Raw genomic sequence first — 17,192 nt, 5'->3', positions numbered from 1 at the left:
CGAGGGCCGTCTAGCGTCGTTCTGGGGGCCCGAAGGCCTTGGAGGTGGCGGCCATGCGAATAGTTCGCTGGGGGGCGGCTCTGGGGCTCGGTGCGCTGTGGTGGTGGGGTGTGCTGCGACTCGCGCTGGTGCCGGACGCCGGCGCGGTGGAGGGGGCGGTCGCGGCCGGGGGGTGGGGGCTGAGTCTCCTGCCTGTCCACTGTGTGCCGAAGGGTCGGGCTCACGAACGGTCGGGGGGCGCGTCAGGGGGCGCGAGGGGTGGTCCTGTTCTGGGGGGCGCGGTGGGGGCCGTGGTCACCAGGGCATGGCCACCCCGCCGTTCGGGCGGAGGATCTGGCCCGTCGTGAACGCCGAGGCGTCGGAGGCGAGGTGCAGCACGGCGTGGGCGATGTCGTCGGGCTCGCCGACCCGGCCCAGCGGTGACAGCCGGGCCATGAGGGACTCGGTCCGCGCCTGTGCCTCGTGGTCGTGGCGGTCGGTCATGGGTGTGCGGATCCAGCCCGGGGCCACGGCGTTGACGCGGATGCCGTGCGGGCCGACCTCGGTCGCCAGGGTCTTCGTCAGCTGGACCACCGCCGCCTTGGTCACGCCGTAGCAGAGGAGTCCCGGACCGCCGGTGTCGACGGCGCCGGAGGCCATGGTGACGATGCTGCCCCGCGTCCCGTCGGTGATCATTCGGCGGGCCGCTTCCTGGCAGGCGTGCAGCACTCCCTTGAAGTTGACGCTCCACACCCGCTCCAGGTCCTCGTCGCGGGTCTCCAGCACCGGGCTGCTGTGCATGATCCCGGCGATCGCCGCCATCACATGGAGCCGCTCGCAGGCGGCCACCGCCCGCGCGAGCTGGGCGCGGTCGGTGACGTCGAGGTGGTGGACGTGGGCGGTTCCGTTCCTGGCCTTGATCAGCGTCGCCGTCTCGTGCAGGCCCTGCGCGTCACGGTCCGCGCAGTGCACCGAGGCACCCGCCTCGGCGAGCAGTACCGCCGAGGCGCGGCCGATACCGCTGCCGGCGCCGGTGACGAACGCGGTGCGGCCGGTGAGGTCGTACGCCGGGATGGGCATGAGGCGACGGTACGAGCGTTTCTGACGGTCCGTCAATTAGTGGAGTCGCCTCGGGTGTGACGGCCTACGGGTACGACCTCGGGTTCGACCTCGGGTTCGACGTGCGGCCACGGGGGCTCGGGCGGGGCGTTCTGGCGCTACCGGGGGCCGGGGCCGGCCCCGACTGGCAGGTGGGGCACCAGTACGTGGGACGTTCCCGGGAGCCGTCACCCTGGTCGGCCACGCGGACGGGGGTCTGACAGCGCAGGCACGGGCGGGGGGCCCGGCCGTAGACGAACAGGTCGTGGTGGCGGTGGCCGGTGGTGCTGCGGATCGGGCGGTCGCGGTTGGCTTCGAGGAGCTTCTTGGCGAGGCCGGGCAACAGGGCGGCGAGCTCCTCCGGGAGGGCGCCGACAGGGAGCCAGGGGGTGACCCGGAGCAGGAAGCAGAGCTCGCTCTTGTAGACGTTGCCGATGCCGGCGAGATTGCGCTGGTCCAGCAGCGCCTCGCCGAGGGGGCGCGCGGGGTCGCTCAGGAGGTTGGCGAGGGCGCGGTCGGGGTCCCAGTCCGGACCGAGCAGGTCGGGGCCGAGGTGGCCCACCACGCGCTGCTCGTCGGCGGTGCGCATCAGCTCCAGCACGGGGAGGCGGTAGCCGACGGCCGTGCGGTCGACGGTGCCCAGGATGGCGCGGATCTGGTGCGCCGGGCCGCCGCGCCAGCGCTCGTCGTTTGCGTACACCTTCCAGGAGCCGTCCATCCGCAGGTGGGAGTGGAGGGTCAGGTCCCCTTCGATACGGGTGAGGAGATGTTTGCCCCGGGGGGTGACGTCCAGGACGGTGCGGCCGGTGAGGTCGGCCGTGGCGAACCTCGGGACCCTCAGGTCGGAGCGGAACAGGACCTTGCCGGCGAGGGCGGTGTGGAGTCGTCTCGCCGTCTGCCAGACGGTGTCACCTTCGGGCATGGGTCAAGGGTGGCATGTCGGTGGGATCGGGTGCCTGGGGGCGGATGGGATGGGGTGTCTGGTTGTGGGGGCGTACGTGGGCCGGGGGTCGGGGGTCGGGGGTGGGGTCTGGCTGGGCGTGCCTTCGTGGCGGGGGCGTGTGGCGGACGGTCATGCTTCCCTGAGAGCGGGGTCGTCGTTCACGCGCGGATGCGCAGACCGCGGGGGGTCGCGATGAAGCCTGCTCCCTCCAGGAGCGGGCCGTGGGGGGAGGTGAGGGCGGAGGTGCCGTTCACGCGTTCCACCGTGACTGTGCCCAGGGAGCCCGCGCGGGCCGCCGCGGAGAGGGCCTCGGCGGCCGGGCGCAGGCGGGGGTCGTCGAGCGGTCTGGCGTCGGGATCGGCGGGCCAGGCCAGGAGGGTCTTGCCGCCGCGTTCCATGTAGAGGGTCAGCTCGCCGTCGACCAGGACGACCAGGGAGCCCGCCTTGCGGCCCGGTTTGTGTCCGGCCTCGGTGGGCGGGTCGGGCCAGGGGAGGGCGGCCCCGTAGGCGTTCGCGGGGTCGGCGGCGGCCAGGACGACGGCTCGCGGGGAAGGCGTGGGGCGGGTGCGGTGCGGGGGGCGGCCGGTGCGGGCGTACGGGTCGGCTTGGGCGGACGTGTGGTGGCCGTCGGGGATGTCGTCCGGGGTGTACGGGGAGTCGAGACCGGGTTCGAGGTCGGGAAGTCCGGAGCCGACTGCGGGGAAGGGGGTGCCGGAGGCGTCGGGGAAGGTGTCCCACGGGTCCTGGTCCTGGGTCTGGTCCTGGGGCTGTGTCGTGGGGTGGGCCTCGTCGGCGAAGGGGTACGGGGTCTGGCTCGGAACGGGCTCGTTGCGTTCGCGGGCGTTGGACACCGCGCGGAGGCGGTCCACGGCGCCGTCCATCGCGAACTGGGCGGCGCCCAGGCCCTCGACGACGTAACCACGGCGGGCCTGGCCGCTCTCCTCGAAGACGGAGAGGACCCGGTAGACCGCGGAGAAACCGCCCTCGACACCCTCGGCGCCCACGGCGCCCCGGGTCACCACGCCGTGGCGGTCGAGGAGGGTGCGGGCCAATGCGTGGGCGCGGACGGTGGGGTCGGGTTCGTGGGCGGGGAGGAGGGACCAGCGGCCGGCGACCGTGGGCGGGCCCGTACGGGACTGGGGGCGCGCGGCGGCGGTCAGGGAGCCGTACCGGCCGCGGGGGACCGTGCGCTTGGCGCGGTGGGCGGTGGAACCCGCGGTGCGGCCCGAGCCGAGGAGGGAGCGCATGGGGGTGAGGGTGTCGTTGGTCAGTCGGCCGGACCAGGCCAGGTCCCAGACGGCGTCGGCCAGTTGGGGATCGGTGACGTCGGGGTGGGTGGTCGCGCGGACCTGGTCGGCGATCTGGCGGAAGAAGAGGCCGTAGCCGCCGGAGAGCGCACTCAGGACCGACTCGTGGAGCGCGGTCAGCTCCAGGGGGTGCGGCGGCGGGAGGAGGAGCGGGGCCGCGTCCGCCACGTACAGCGAGACCCAGCCGTCCTTGCCGGGGAGGGCTCCGGCCCCGGCCCAGACGACCTCTCCGGACGCGGTGAGTTCGTCGAGCATCGCCGGGCTGTAGTTGGCCACCCGGGAGGGCAGGACCAGCTTCTCCAGGGCTGAGGCGGGCACGGAGGCGCCCTGGAGTTGCTCGATCGCGCGGACCAGGCCGTCGACGCCGCGCAGTCCGTGGCCGCCGCCCACGTGCTGCCACTGGGGCAGGAACTGGGCGAGCGCCGCGGGCGGCACGGGCTCCAGCTCATGGCGCAGGGCCGCCAGCGAGCGGCGCCGCAGCCGGCGCAGCACGGCCGCGTCGCACCACTCCTGGCCGATGCCCGCCGGGTGGAACTCGCCCTGCACGACACGGCCGTTCGCCGCCAGGCGGTGCAGGGCGCCGTCCGTGACGGCCACGCCGAGGCCGAAGCGGGCGGCGGCCATGGCCGAGGTGAACGGGCCGTGGGTGCGCGCGAACCGGGCCAGGAGGTCGCCGAGGGGATCCTTGACCGGCTCGGTGAAGGCCTCCGGCACACCGACCGGCAGGGCGGTGCCGAGCGCGTCCCGCAGGCGGCCCGCGTCCTCGATCGCCGCCCAGTGGTCGGTGCCGGCGACGCGGACCCGGATGGCGCGGCGGGCCCCGGCGAGCTCCGGCGCCCACTGCGGTTCGGCGCCGCGCTCGGCCAACTCGGCGTCCGTGAGGGGGCCGAGGAGGCGGAGCAGGTCCGCGACCCCTTCGGCGTCCTTGACGCGGCGGTCCTCGGTGAGCCACTGGAGCTCCCGCTCCAGCTCGGTCAGCACCTCGGCGTCGAGCAGCTCACGCAGCTCCGCCTGGCCCAACAGCTCGGCGAGCAGCCGGGAGTCCAGCGACAGGGCGGCCGCGCGGCGCTCGGCGAGCGGGGAGTCGCCCTCGTACAGGAACTGGGCGACGTAGCCGAAGAGGAGGGAGCGGGCGAAGGGGGAGGGCTCCGGGGTGGTGACCTCGACGAGGCGGACCTTGCGGGACTCGATGTCGCCCATCAGCTCGGTCAGTCCGGGGACGTCGAAGACGTCCTGGAGGCATTCACGGACCGCCTCCAGGACGATCGGGAACGAACCGAACTCGCTGGCCACCTGCAGCAGTTGGGCCGCGCGCTGGCGCTGCTGCCACAACGGCGTGCGCTTGCCGGGGGTGCGGCGGGGCAGCAGGAGCGCGCGGGCGGCGCACTCGCGGAAGCGGGAGGCGAACAGGGCCGAGCCGCCCACCTGGTCGGTGACGATCTGGTCGACCTCGCCCTTGTCGAAGGCGACGTCGGCGGCGCCGAGCGGGGCCTGCTCGGCGTCGTATTCCGTGCCCGCCTTCATGGGCTCCATGTCGAGCAGGTCCAGGCCCATCAGGTCGGCGTCGGGCAGACGCAGCACGATGCCGTCGTCGGCGTGCATGACCTGGGCGTCCATGCCGTACCGCTCGGAGAGCTTGGCGCCCAGGGCGAGGGCCCAGGGGGCGTGGACCTGGGCGCCGAAAGGCGAGTGGACGACGACCCGCCAGTCGCCCAGCTCGTCGCGGAAGCGTTCGACGACGATGGTGCGGTCGTCCGGCACATGGCCGCAGGCCTCGCGCTGCTCGGCCAGGTAGGAGAGCACGTTGTCCGCGGCCCAGGCGTCGAGGCCCGCGGTCAGCAGCCGCAGCCGGGCGTCCTCCTCGGACAGGGAGCCCACCTCGCGCAGGAACGCGCCGACTGCGCGGCCCAGTTCGAGCGGGCGGCCGAGCTGGTCGCCCTTCCAGAACGGCAGCCGGCCCGGGACACCCGGGGCGGGGGAGACCAGCACCCGGTCCCGCGTGATGTCCTCGATGCGCCAGGAACTGGTGCCGAGGGTGAACACGTCCCCGACCCGGGACTCGTACACCATCTCCTCGTCGAGCTCACCGACCCGGCCGCCGCCCTTCTTGGGGTCCGAGCCCGCGAGGAAGACTCCGAAGAGGCCCCGGTCCGGGATCGTGCCCCCGGAGGTGACGGCGAGCCGCTGGGCTCCCGGGCGGCCCGCGATCGTGCCGGCGACCCGGTCCCACACCACGCGCGGGCGCAACTCGGCGAAGGCGTCGGACGGGTAGCGGCCCGCGAGCATGTCGAGGACGGCGGTGAACGCGGACTCGGGCAGCGACGCGAAGGGGGCCGCGCGGCGGACGGTGGCGAGGAGGTCGTCGAACTGCCAGGTGTCCATCGAAGTCATGGCGACGACCTGCTGCGCCAGGACGTCCAGGGGGTTGCCCGGGATCCTCATGGACTCGATGGAGCCGCTGCGCATCCGCTCGGTGACCACGGCCGACTGGACCAGATCGCCTCGGTACTTGGGGAAGACCACACCCGTGGAGACCGCGCCCACCTGGTGTCCCGCGCGGCCCACGCGCTGCAGGCCCGAGGCGACCGACGGGGGCGACTCCACCTGGACGACGAGATCCACTGCGCCCATGTCGATGCCCAGTTCGAGGCTGGAGGTGGCGACCACGGCCGGCAGCCGGCCCGCCTTCAGGTCCTCCTCGACCAGGGCGCGCTGCTCCTTGGAGACCGAGCCGTGGTGGGCTCGGGCGAGGACCGGGGGCGCTCCCTGAGCCGCGCCCGAGCCGCCCATCAGCTCAGCCGGGGCGTGGTGCTCGTCCAGCGGTTCGCCGGTGGCGCGCTCGTACGCGATCTCGTTGAGCCGGTTGCACAGCCGCTCCGCGAGGCGGCGGGAGTTGGCGAAGACGATCGTGGAGCGGTGGGCCTGGACGAGGTCGGCGATCCGCTCCTCCACGTGGGGCCAGATCGACGGCCGCTCCGCGCCCTCGTTGGCGTCCGCGACCGGGGAGCCGCCCAGCTCGCCCAGGTCCTCCACCGGCACGACCACCGACAGGTCGAACTCCTTGCCGGACGGCGGCTGGACGATCTCCACCCTGCGGCGCGGCGAGAGATAGCGCGCGACCTCGTCGACGGGACGCACGGTGGCCGACAGGCCGATGCGGCGGGCCGGCCGGGGCAACAGCTCGTCGAGCCGCTCCAGTGAGAGGGCCAGGTGGGCGCCGCGTTTGGTGCCCGCGACCGCGTGCACCTCGTCCAGGATCACGGTCTCCACGCCCGTGAGGGCGTCGCGTGTGGCCGAGGTCAGCATCAGGAACAGCGACTCGGGGGTGGTGATCAGGATGTCCGGCGGACGGGTCGCCAGGGCCCGCCGCTCGGCGGCCGGCGTGTCCCCGGAGCGGATGCCGACCTTCACCTCGGGCTCGGGCAGCCCCAGGCGCACCGACTCCTGACGGATGCCGGTCAGCGGACTGCGCAGGTTCCGCTCGACGTCCACCGCGAGGGCCTTCAGCGGTGACACGTACAGCACCCGGCAGCGCTTCCGCGGGTCGGCCGGGGGCGGGCTGGACGTCAGCTGGTCCAGTGCGGCGAGGAACGCGGCCAGCGTCTTGCCGGAGCCGGTCGGGGCGACCACCAGCACGTCCGAGCCCTCGCCGATGGCCCGCCACGCCCCGGCCTGGGCCGCGGTGGGCGCGGAGAAGGCCCCCGTGAACCAGCCGCGGGTCGCGGGGGAGAAGCCGTCGAGGGCTCGATCTGCGGAGCTGACCATGCCCCCATCCTGCACCCGACCACTGACAACGGCTCGGACCTGGGCAAATGGTTCGGGGCGGGGCAGCATGAGCGGGTCGGGGGCGCGTGGGCGGGGCCTGGGGACTGCGGCCGGGGGATGGGGCCGAGGGGCTGGGGCCAGGGGGCGGGGCTGGGTCCGGACGCGGCGGGGTGAGGCTGGAGCGATTCGCGCCGTGCCCGGTGGGCCGGGCCGGCCGGGGCCGGCCCGGCCTGGGGCAGTGGGGTTCGTCGTACGGAACGGTCGCAGAATGGGGGTATGGCGGGTTCGGTGGAGCGGGCGAGGCACTGGCGGTACGCGGAACTGCCCGGGGTCGACCTGCTGCGGGCGACCTACGTCGAGAAGAAATTCGTGCGGCACACCCACGAGAGCTTCGTGATCGCGGCCATCGCCGACGGTGTCGAGGTGTTCCACCACGGAGGCGCCGACCAGTACGCGGGTCCGGGCACCCTGGCCCTCGTCAACCCGGACACCCCGCACACCGGTCGCGCGGGTGTGCCCGAGGGCTGGCGGTACGGCGCGCTCTACCCGTCGGCGGACGTGGTGGCCGAGATCGCGGCCGAGACCACCACGATCCGCGGCACCCCCGGTTTCGTGAGCCCGGTGCTCGACGACCCGTGCGCCGCCGGTCTCGTCCACCAGGTGCTGCGGGCCGTCGACGAGGGCAACGCGCTGGCCGCGGACACCCTGCTGCGGGTCGCCGTGACGCGGTTGCTGCGCCTGAACGGCGGGCCGCTGCCCCAACGCCCCGTCCGTACGGCAGGCACCTCCGTCGCGGCACGCGCGTGGCGTGCTGTCGGAGCGGATGGCTGACCCGCCGACCCTGGAGCGGCTGGCCGCCGACCTCGGCACCAGTCCCTTCGCGTTGCTGCGGGCCTTCCGCGGGGCCTACGGCATGCCGCCGCACGCCTGGCTGACCGACGCCCGCGTCCGGCGGGCGCGGAGCCTGCTCGACGCGGGCACGGCTCCGGTCGATGCCGCCGTCGCCGTCGGCTTCACGGACCAGCCGCACCTCAACCGGCACTTCAGCCGGATCGTCGGCGTGCCTCCAGGGGCCTACCAGCGCGAACGCGTGGGCGGTCCCGGGGGCGGGCGTGAGCGGGCGGAGGACGCGCAAGGAGGCACGGACGGCGCTCGGGGGCGCAAGAACGTACAAGACCGATAGCGCCGACGGCTCGTACCGTCCGGTGCGTGGTGACTGAACAGACACGTCTCGCCGAGACACGGGACGACGGCGGCGGTACGAAGTCCGACGGAGCGGTCGTCCGGGACTCGCTCGGCGTCGGGGTGGCCGTCGGCCTGTCCGGGTTCGCCTTCGGAGTGACCTCGGCCGGCAGCGGGCTCAGCCTGATGCAGACCTGCGCGCTGAGCCTCCTGGTGTTCACCGGGGCCTCCCAGTTCGCCCTGGTGGGTGCGCTCGCGGCCGGGGGCAACCCCTTCACTGCCGCCGCCGGGGCCTTCTTCCTGGGCGTGCGCAACGCGTTCTACGGGCTGCGCCTGTCCCAGATGCTCGCCCTCCCGCGCGCGGTGCGGCCGTTCGCGGCCCAGTGGGTCATCGACGAGACCACGGCCGTCGCCCTCGCCCAGCCCACGCGCCGGGCCGGCCGCATCGGCTTCACCGTCACCGGTCTCACCCTCTACGTGCTGTGGAACCTCACCACGCTGCTCGGCGCGCTCGGCGCCGAGGCCATCGGCGACACCGGTGCCTGGGGGCTCGACGCGGCCGGACCCGCCGTCTTCCTGGCCCTCCTCGCGCCGATGCTGAAGACCTCCGGGGAGCGCGCCGTCGCGGGCATCGCCGTCGTCCTGGGACTGGGCCTGCTGCCCGTCCTGCCGGCCGGAGTCCCGGTCCTGGTCGCCGCGGCGGCAGCCCCGGTCGTGCTCTGGGCGGAGGGGCGCCGACGCGGAGCCGCCGGTGCGCGGGTGGGCCGTCGGAGGAGTGACGGTCGGCCGGAGGGCGGGCAGGACGACGGCGGACCCGACCCGCAGGGCGAGGACGGCCGACGCGGCGACAGGCAGGGCGACGTCCGGTGAACGTCTGGATCGCGGTCGTCGCCACCGCCGTCGGCTGCTACGCGGTCAAGCTGATCGGCCTGATGGTGCCCGAGGGTGTCCTGGAACGCCCCTCCGTGCGCCGCCTCGCCGCCCTGCTGCCCGTGGCCCTTCTCGCCGCACTCACGGCCCAGCAGACCTTCGCCGCCGGCCACGACCTGGTGGTGGACGCGAGGGCCGCGGGGCTCGCCGCGGCCGCCCTGGCGCTCCTCTGGCGCGCGCCCTTCCTGATCGTCGTGGGCGCAGCGGTGCTCGTGACGGCAGGGGTGCGGGCGATCACGGGCTGACGCCCGCCACGACTGTCGTACGACCACATGCCGCACCGGACGGCCCTGCGGCGGGCCTCAGCCGATCGGACGTCTGTACGCCCGCAGCGTACGCAGTGCCTCGATCGTCACGATCGGGCGGCTCTCCATGGCCGTGCTCGGCGCCCACTGGCGCCAGCGGATCGGCCAGCCGCCGTCGTCCGTCTGCTCGCTCGCCAGGAAGTCGAGGGAACGGGACATCTCCTGGTCGGTGAACCACGCGCGCGCGAGGGACTCCGGGGTGGGCGCGAAGTCGTGCGGGTAGTGATGCTCGCCCGGTGCGTAACCGGCCGACACCGGGAAGTCGCCGAGCCGCTCCGGATCCAGCGCGGCGAGCCGGTGTTCGCGGACCAGGCGGCCGAGCCGGTCGGCGGCGGCCCGCGCGCGAGAGCGGTCCGGCACCGATTCCAGGAACGCCACCGCGGCGTGCACCTCGTAGGGGTGTGACTTCTCCAGGGACTCGACCGCCTGCCAGCAGAAGTCGGTGGCCCGGAACAACCACGCGTGCCACACCTGGTTGCGGTGCAGCAGGCCCACCACGGGCCCGGTGGCCAGCAGATCACTGGGAGGGTCGTCGACGATCGGCACGAACGGGGCCGCCGGATAGCCGCGCTGGCTGGGGTGCACCGCGGGGAGCGCGCCGTCCGGGGTCGACACCGACGTCAGATAGCGGCACACGCGTTCCACCCGCTGCCCGCCGCAGCGCCCGATCGAGTCCAGGACGCGCAGCGCGTGCCCGGTGTGCAGCGGCTGGCTCACGGGGCCGCGCAGATCGGGTTCGAGCGCGTGCCCGTAGCCCTCGTCGGCGTTGCGGTAGGCGGCCAGCGCGGTCTCCACCGCGTCGGCGCTCCCCTCCAGGAAGTGGTAGGCGAAGCGGCGCTGCTCCAGCACGCGCGCGGTCAGCCAGATGAACTGCTCGGCGCGAGCCAGCGGGGTCTGCGCCGGGGACGACGAGGGGAGGGGGGATGCTCCGGTTTCGGCCATGGTTCCGACCGTAGGGCGGAAAGCGGTATCGGAAAGCCGTCCCGGGCAGGCCCACCCCCTGGGGCGGGATACTGGACTCATGCGGTTGACGGTCTTCTGGCAGCGGATGGCGGAGCACTTCGGTGCGGGGTACGCCGACACCTTCGCGCGCGATCACGTGATGTCCGACCTCGGCGGACGCACGGTCCACGAGGCGCTGGACGCGGGCTGGGAGGCCAAGGAAGTGTGGCGCGTGGTGTGCGCGACCATGGGCGTTCCCGCCGAAAACCGCTGAAAAGCCCGGGACTTCACCCCGCGGACGTCGGTCGTTGCGCCGGAGGACCAGGGGGCGGCGACTGATTGTCGGTGGCGTGGGCGAAACTTGGTGCGTGGCCCCCACAGACGAGACCGCGAGGTCCCAGCAGCAGGCACCCCCGTCCGGTACGACACCTCCCGTCGGCACGCCGGCCGACCCGGGTCCCGGTGCCGTGCCCAGCGGCCGTATGCCGCGCTGGCTGCCGCGCGCGATGGTGCTCGCGCTCTCCCTCGTGGCCGTCTTCCAACTGGGCAGTTGGGCGTTCCACCAGCTGATCGGACTGCTGGTCAACATCCTCATCGCGTTCTTCCTGGCGCTCGCGATCGAGCCCGCCGTGAGCTGGATGGCCTCGAAGGGGCTGCGTAGGGGCTTCGCCACCTTCCTGGTCTTCCTGATCACCCTGATCGGGGCCGCGGGGTTCGTCACCCTGCTCGGCTCGATGCTCGCCGGCCAGATCATCAAGATGGTCGAGGACTTCCCGGCCTACCTCGACTCCGTCATCAGCTGGATCAACACCAGCTTCCACACCGAGCTCAAGCGGGTCGACATCCAGGAGGGGCTGCTGCGCTCCGACTGGCTCCAGAAGTATGTGCAGAACAGCGCGACGGGTGTCCTCGACGTCTCCGCGCAGGTCATGGGCGGTCTCTTCCAACTGCTGACGATCGCGCTGTTCTCGTTCTACTTCGCCGCAGACGGACCACGGCTGCGGCGCGCGCTGTGCTCCGTGCTGCCGCCCGCGAAGCAGGCCGAGGTGCTGCGCGCGTGGGAGATCGCCGTGGACAAGACGGGCGGCTATCTCTACTCACGCGGATTGATGGCGCTGATATCCGGCGCGGCGCACTACATCCTGCTGGAGTACCTCGACGTGCCCTACGCACCCGCGCTGGCGGTCTGGGTCGGCCTGGTCTCGCAGTTCATCCCGACCATCGGCACCTATCTCGCGGGTGCGCTGCCGATGCTGATCGCCTTCACGGTCAACCCGTGGTACGCGCTGTGGGTCCTCGTCTTCGTGGTCCTGTACCAGCAGTTCGAGAACTATGTGCTGCAGCCCAAGCTGACCGCCAAGACCGTGGACATCCACCCGGCCGTCGCCTTCGGGTCGGTCATCGCGGGCACCGCCCTCCTCGGGGCGGTCGGCGCGCTCATCGCCATTCCCGCCATCGCCACCCTGCAGGCCTTCCTCGGGGCGTACGTGAAGCGGTACGACGTCACGGACGACCCCCGGGTGCACGGGCACCGCAGACCCGGCTCCCGCAACCTCCTGAGGCGGCTGCGCAGACTGCTGGAGGCGAAGGCGGACCGGCGGCACCCGACGAACCGACCGACGGACGACCCCGAGGCCCAGGCCGCCCCCGAGGCCGACGCCGGGTCCGCAGGCGATGTCGGGCCGGAGAGCCGCACCGGGCCGGAACGCGGCACTCCGTAGGGCGCGGCCTCCGGGCGTCGCGGTCGCACGGGAAGGCCCGTCGAAGGGGTCCGAGGTTCTGCGGAAGTCCTCCGGACGGCCCGTGGTGTCGCTTGACACTAAATTCGAACATCCATTCTTATGGAGGCTCCGGCGCGGCTGCCGACGGGAGTTCGGCAGGGTTTTCGTGGAGAAGTGCCCGAGTTATCCACAGGCCGGGCGGGCGTCGGGGCCCATTGTCAGTGGCAGGCGTTAGCGTCTTTCACGTGAAGCGATCGACTCAAGCAAACCGGGTGGAACCCATGGCAGGAACCGACCGCGAGAAGGCGCTCGACGCCGCGCTCGCACAGATTGAACGACAATTCGGCAAGGGCGCGGTCATGCGCATGGGTGACCGGTCCAAGGAGCCCATCGAGGTCATCCCGACCGGGTCGACCGCGCTCGACGTGGCCCTCGGCGTCGGCGGCCTGCCGCGTGGCCGTGTGGTGGAGGTGTACGGACCGGAATCCTCCGGTAAGACGACCCTGACGCTGCACGCGGTGGCGAACGCTCAGAAGGCCGGCGGCCAGGTCGCCTTCGTGGACGCCGAGCACGCCCTCGACCCCGAGTACGCGAAGAAGCTCGGTGTCGACATCGACAACCTGATCCTGTCCCAGCCGGACAACGGCGAGCAGGCCCTGGAGATCGTGGACATGCTGGTGCGCTCCGGCGCCCTGGACCTCATCGTCATCGACTCCGTCGCAGCCCTCGTCCCGCGCGCGGAGATCGAGGGCGAGATGGGCGACAGCCACGTCGGTCTGCAGGCCCGGCTGATGAGCCAGGCCCTGCGAAAGATCACCAGTGCGCTCAACCAGTCCAAGACCACCGCCATCTTCATCAACCAGCTCCGCGAGAAGATCGGAGTCATGTTCGGATCGCCGGAGACCACGACCGGTGGCCGGGCGCTGAAGTTCTACGCCTCGGTGCGACTCGACATCCGCCGCATCGAGACCCTCAAGGACGGCACGGACGCGGTCGGCAACCGCACCCGCGTCAAGGTCGTCAAGAACAAGGTTGCGCCGCCCTTCAAGCAGGCCGAGTTCGACATCCTCTACGGCCAGGGCATCAGCCGTGAGGGCGGCCTGATCGACATGGGAGTGGAGCACGGCTTCGTCCGCAAGGCCGGCGCCTGGTACACGTACGAGGGCGACCAGCTCGGCCAGGGCAAGGAGAACGCCCGCAACTTCCTGAAGGACAACCCCGATCTCGCCAACGAGATCGAGAAGAAGATCAAGGAGAAGCTGGGCGTCGGCGTGCGGCCCGAGGAGCCCACCGCCGAACCGGGCGCGGACGCCGCGGGTGTGGCCCCGGCCACCGCTGACGACGCCGCGAAGGCGGTGTCCACTCCGGCTGCCAAGGCCACCAAGACCAAGGCCGCGGCGGCGAAGAGCTAGTCCGTGACGCGCAGAACGGACTGGGGCGAGTACGCGTATCCCAGTGCTCCCGAGAGCCGGGGGCGCGGTGGTACCGGCGGGGGGACCGGGGGATTCGGCGCGGACGGGCACGAGGACGAGGGGTTCCGACCGTACGACGACGGCGGTGACGGCGACGTCGTACGGCGGGAGGACGGCCCGCGCTCCGAGGGCCCGGCCGTCGGCAGCCGTCGGCGTGGCGGCGGCCCTTCGCGCGGTGCGGGCGGCGACGCGCGTGGCAGACGCGGCGGGCGGGGCGGTCGGCGGCGTGGCTTCGGGGAACAGGGGGACGGCCCGGACGACGGGGGGCCGCAGGACGGGGGCTCGTCTTTCTCGTCGAGGGCCGAGAAAGGCGAGACCTCAGGGGACCCGGCTGAGCGGGCGCGCGCGATCTGTCTGCGCCTGCTCACCGGGACCCCGCGCACTCGGAAACAACTCGCGGACGCCCTACAGAAACGGGAGATCCCCGAGGACGTGGCGGAGGAGGTGCTGTCGAGGTTCGAGGAGGTCGGACTGATCAACGACAGCGCGTTCGCCGACGCCTGGGTGGAGTCCCGGCACCACGGTCGGGGCCTGGCACGCAGGGCCCTCGCCAGGGAGCTGCGCACCAAGGGTGTCGACTCGGCACTGATCGACGAGGCCGTCTCCCAGCTCGACACGGAGCAGGAGGAGACCACCGCGCGCGAGCTGGTCGCCCGCAAGCTGCGCTCCACCCGTGGCCTCGACCGCGACAAGCGCCTCCGCCGCCTCGCCGGCATGCTCGCCCGCAAGGGCTACGCCGAGGGCATGGCCCTGCGCGTGGTCCGGCAGGCGCTGGAGGAAGAGGGGGAGGAGACGGAGGGGCTGGAGGACGAGGGGTACTGAGGCGAGGGATGCCGCCTCCGCGCGCGAGGGAAGAGGGGCGAGCCGGCGGGAGCTGGGGAATGGGGGAACGAGCTGGGGCCCGGGCTCACTGCCAGTCGGACGGACGCTCGACGTGTTCCAGGCGCAGCACCTGCCCCGTGCGGCTGAAGCGGCGGATGCGGGGGAGGGGCGGGTAATAGGCGTGGACGGAGATCGCGTGCTCCTCCCGGGACTCGTTGAGCACCTCGTGGACGTGGTGACGTCCGAAGGAGCGCCCCTTGCCGGCGGACAACTGCCGCTCGCGGTCGACGCCTTCGGTGAGTTCGAGGGTCTTCCAGCCGTCGGTGGGAAGCCGGGCGGCGAGCGAGTACTCCTTGAGTTCGCCCGCCGCGGTGACGAAGGCGCCCACCGAGTCGGCGTGGTCGTGCCAGCCGGTTCCCGTGCCGGGCGGCCAGCCGATGAGCCAGGCCTCGCTGCCGCCGGGGCCTTCCAGCCGTACCCAGGTACGGCCCTCGGGGTCGAGCGGAAGGGACGCGATCAGCTCGGCGTCGGCGGCGGTCCGGCGCGCGAAGTCGAGCAGCTCCGCCTGCGTGGGGGCGGCGACGGCGGAAGTGGGGGGAACAACGGGGGACACAGACACGGGTACCGTCCTGAAGTGCGTTCGCTCGGGAGCGCGCGGCCGCATATGACCGGCGCGCGCGAATGAAGAAGGATGCGAAGTCAGCAGGACGGGCGACACACGCAGCCCGCATAGCGGACGAGGTCCATATGGACCCTCCGCCACAGGCGCGTAGAAGTGTCGGTCACGGACCGGAGTAGACCATGACCGGGCGGGACGGTCAACTCACCGTCACTATGTGGACACACAGTGACGGTCGTCGGTGACGGGGCAGGGGCCGGGGCTTACGGGAGCGCCTCAACGTGCGCTCGTGGCCGCGTCGCTGGTCTCGGGCTGCTGCCTCGCCCCGCCCAGCGTCGCCTCCGCGGCCGCGTACAGGTCGGCCGGGCGCACGCCGCTCAGGGCGGTGACGAGGTAGCCGTCGGGGCGGACCAGGAGGACGGTGTGGGCGGCCGCGCCCGGGTAGGCCTCGGCGACCAGCAACTCGGCGGGCCGCGGCAGGGCGGAGACGGCGGCTGCGAGCCGGGGCATGATCCCGGCACTCATCCAGTGCTTGCGCTCCCACACGCCGGTGCCGGGCGCGATCAGCACGACCAGCAGCGCCCCGCGCCCGAGCCGGTCCCGCAGCGGGACGAAAGTGCCGTCCTCCGCCGTCACCTCCACATCCACGACCTGGGTGCCCGGCAGCGTGTCGACCGGTGTCTCCCCGTCGGCGGGTGGAGGCATGAGCGGTGAATCGGAGTACGCCCCCGGCGCACCCAGTGCCCCGCGCCCCAGGTGGCCGTCGGCCAGCAGCGCGTCGTGGCCCCGGGCCGAGCCGGGGACGTACGACCGCAGCCCCTTGCCGCCGCGCAGCAGCGGCAGCACCTGGTCGGCGGCGCGCAGCCGGGCGGCGACGACCGCGCGCCGCTCCGTCTGGTAGCTGTCGAGCAGGGCCTCGTGCGGGCCGTGGTGCCAGGCGAGGGCCAGTTTCCAGGCGAGGTTGTCGGCGTCCCGCAGTCCCTCGTCGAGACCCTGGGTGCCGAGGGCCCCGAGTAGGTGCGCGGCGTCGCCGGCGAGGAAGACCCGGCCGACCCGCCAGCGCCGGGCGAGCCGGTGGTGCACGGTGTGGACACCGGTGTCGAGCAGGTCGTACGGCGGTGTCGAGCCGCCCGTCCAGCCGGCGAGGGTCTCGCGGACGCGGGCCACGAGCAGATCGGGCGTCACGAGGTCCTTGCCCGGCGGCAGGAGCCAGTCGAGGCGCCAGAGACCTTCGGCGAGGGGCCGTGCGGTGATCTCTCCGCCGGACGGGCCCGCCGTGCGCCAGGGCGGCATGCGATGCAGCAACGCTTCGCCCGGCCAGGGGAGTTCCGCGCGCAGGGCCGCCACCGCGTGCCGTTCCACCGCCGTACGGCCGGGAAACCGGATGTCCTGGAGCTTGCGGACCGTCGAGCGGGGGCCGTCGCATCCCACCAGGTAACTGCCGCGCCACCAGGTGCTCTTGGGGCCGCGGGTGTGGGCCGTGACGCCGGACTTCTCCTGTTCGAGCGCGTCGAGCCGGCTCTCCACGGCGACCTTGACGAGCCGCTCACCCGCGATGGCCTCGCGCAGGGCCGCGGTCAGGACGTGCTGGGCGATGTGGAGCGGGGGGAGGTCGGCGGAACCCTCCACGACAGCGTCGTGGCCGCCGCGCCCAGCCTTCGCGACCTCCCGGGGCGGGATACCCGTCTCCTCGAAGTCGGGCTCGCCGAATCGGACCTGACGCATCACCTGCTTGCGCCGCATCGACCGCCATCCGGCCCAGCGGAAGCCGAGCCGGGAGAGCGGGGCGCCGGACAACCGTTCCAGCAGTGCGGCCGTGTCCTCGTTCAGGACCACCGTCCGTGCCGGCCGCTGCTCGTCCTTCCCCGGTCCCTCGTCGAGGACCACGGACGGCACGTCCTGGCGCGCCAGCGCGAGGGCGAGCGTGAGCCCCACGGGCCCCGCGCCGACGACGATCACCGGATCCACGGCGCGGCGCCCCCTGCCCGACGTGACGTCCCGGCGGACGTGGGTGAACAGGAAGTTGGAGCAGGGTGCACGATCACAGAACGTATGCAACCCATTGCCGGTGCTTGCGTCAAGTGACGGAGGGCAGTGGCGATCATGC

At 73.0% G+C, this 17,192-nt stretch carries 14 protein-coding genes and 1 pseudogene; 8 read left to right on the top strand and 7 right to left on the bottom strand.

The annotated features are described in order from the left end of the window. Positions 1-53: 53 nt before the first annotated feature. Positions 54-347, top strand: coding sequence for a hypothetical protein (locus ACZ9QC_RS10605; RefSeq protein ID WP_472919941.1), 294 nt, complete (start codon positions 54-56; stop codon positions 345-347). Here ACZ9QC_RS10605 and ACZ9QC_RS10600 read toward each other — a convergent pair. The 3 genes from ACZ9QC_RS10600 to ACZ9QC_RS10590 all read right to left on the bottom strand — a co-directional run bounded on the left by ACZ9QC_RS10600 (position 295) and on the right by ACZ9QC_RS10590 (position 7,092). Further along, positions 295-1,059 (bottom strand): SDR family NAD(P)-dependent oxidoreductase, encoded by a 765-nt coding sequence (locus ACZ9QC_RS10600; protein WP_472919940.1) that lies wholly within the window; start codon positions 1,057-1,059, stop codon positions 295-297. The genes ACZ9QC_RS10605 and ACZ9QC_RS10600 overlap by 53 nt on opposite strands. A gap of 64 nt (positions 1,060-1,123) precedes the next feature. Next, on the bottom strand, positions 1,124-1,999 hold the full coding sequence (locus ACZ9QC_RS10595; protein ID WP_472919939.1) for an Fpg/Nei family DNA glycosylase: 876 nt from the start codon (positions 1,997-1,999) through the stop codon (positions 1,124-1,126). A 179-nt stretch (positions 2,000-2,178) separates the two neighbouring features. Further along, positions 2,179-7,092, bottom strand: a complete 4,914-nt coding sequence (locus ACZ9QC_RS10590) for an ATP-dependent helicase (RefSeq protein WP_472919938.1) — start codon at positions 7,090-7,092, stop codon at positions 2,179-2,181. A gap of 276 nt (positions 7,093-7,368) precedes the next feature. Here ACZ9QC_RS10590 and ACZ9QC_RS10585 point away from each other — a divergent pair. The 3 genes and pseudogenes from ACZ9QC_RS10585 (at position 7,369) to ACZ9QC_RS10575 (ending at position 9,449) form a co-directional block, all read left to right on the top strand. Beyond that, a pseudogene (locus ACZ9QC_RS10585) lies at positions 7,369-8,275 on the top strand (AraC family transcriptional regulator). Positions 8,276-8,304: 29 nt separating this feature from the next. Further along, positions 8,305-9,144, top strand: a complete 840-nt coding sequence (locus ACZ9QC_RS10580) for an AzlC family ABC transporter permease (protein ID WP_472921652.1) — start codon at positions 8,305-8,307, stop codon at positions 9,142-9,144. After that, complete coding sequence (locus tag ACZ9QC_RS10575) at positions 9,141-9,449, top strand: AzlD domain-containing protein (protein ID WP_472919937.1); 309 nt, start codon at positions 9,141-9,143, stop codon at positions 9,447-9,449. The genes ACZ9QC_RS10580 and ACZ9QC_RS10575 overlap by 4 nt, the downstream gene beginning before the upstream one ends. A gap of 57 nt (positions 9,450-9,506) precedes the next feature. Here ACZ9QC_RS10575 and ACZ9QC_RS10570 read toward each other — a convergent pair whose 3' ends face one another. After that, positions 9,507-10,451, bottom strand: coding sequence for a hypothetical protein (locus ACZ9QC_RS10570; RefSeq protein WP_472919936.1), 945 nt, complete (start codon positions 10,449-10,451; stop codon positions 9,507-9,509). 79 nt (positions 10,452-10,530) lie between these two features. On the opposite strand from ACZ9QC_RS10570, the gene ACZ9QC_RS10565 reads away from it, so the two are divergent. From ACZ9QC_RS10565 to recX, 4 genes are all read left to right on the top strand, one after another. Continuing rightward, positions 10,531-10,725, top strand: a complete 195-nt coding sequence (locus ACZ9QC_RS10565) for a DUF3046 domain-containing protein (protein ID WP_184900059.1) — start codon at positions 10,531-10,533, stop codon at positions 10,723-10,725. Between the two features lie 94 nt (positions 10,726-10,819). After that, on the top strand, positions 10,820-12,172 hold the full coding sequence (locus tag ACZ9QC_RS10560) for an AI-2E family transporter (RefSeq protein ID WP_472919935.1): 1,353 nt from the start codon (positions 10,820-10,822) through the stop codon (positions 12,170-12,172). Positions 12,173-12,453: 281 nt separating this feature from the next. Next, positions 12,454-13,584 carry a recombinase RecA gene (gene recA, locus ACZ9QC_RS10555; RefSeq protein ID WP_472919934.1) on the top strand — a complete coding sequence of 377 codons (1,131 nt, stop codon included), beginning with the start codon at positions 12,454-12,456 and terminating at the stop codon, positions 13,582-13,584. 3 nt (positions 13,585-13,587) lie between these two features. Next, complete coding sequence (recX, locus tag ACZ9QC_RS10550; protein WP_472919933.1) at positions 13,588-14,466, top strand: recombination regulator RecX; 879 nt, start codon at positions 13,588-13,590, stop codon at positions 14,464-14,466. A gap of 85 nt (positions 14,467-14,551) precedes the next feature. Here recX and ACZ9QC_RS10545 read toward each other — a convergent pair whose 3' ends face one another. From ACZ9QC_RS10545 to ACZ9QC_RS10535, 3 genes are all read right to left on the bottom strand, one after another. Next, the gene (locus ACZ9QC_RS10545; protein WP_472919932.1) at positions 14,552-15,085 is read right to left on the bottom strand and encodes a cupin domain-containing protein; all 534 of its coding nucleotides are present in this window, start codon (positions 15,083-15,085) and stop codon (positions 14,552-14,554) included. 80 nt (positions 15,086-15,165) lie between these two features. Beyond that, a complete protein-coding gene (locus tag ACZ9QC_RS10540; RefSeq protein WP_309506048.1) occupies positions 15,166-15,213 on the bottom strand; it encodes a hypothetical protein in 48 nt (15 codons plus the stop codon). Between the two features lie 148 nt (positions 15,214-15,361). Further along, positions 15,362-17,053, bottom strand: a complete 1,692-nt coding sequence (locus tag ACZ9QC_RS10535; protein ID WP_472919931.1) for an FAD-dependent monooxygenase — start codon at positions 17,051-17,053, stop codon at positions 15,362-15,364. Positions 17,054-17,192 lie beyond the last annotated feature (139 nt).

This window comes from Streptomyces sp. HUAS MS02, from assembly GCF_055702265.1.
The sequence above is the reverse complement of the archived record's forward strand: the minus strand, read 5'-3'. Positions and strand labels throughout refer to the sequence as shown.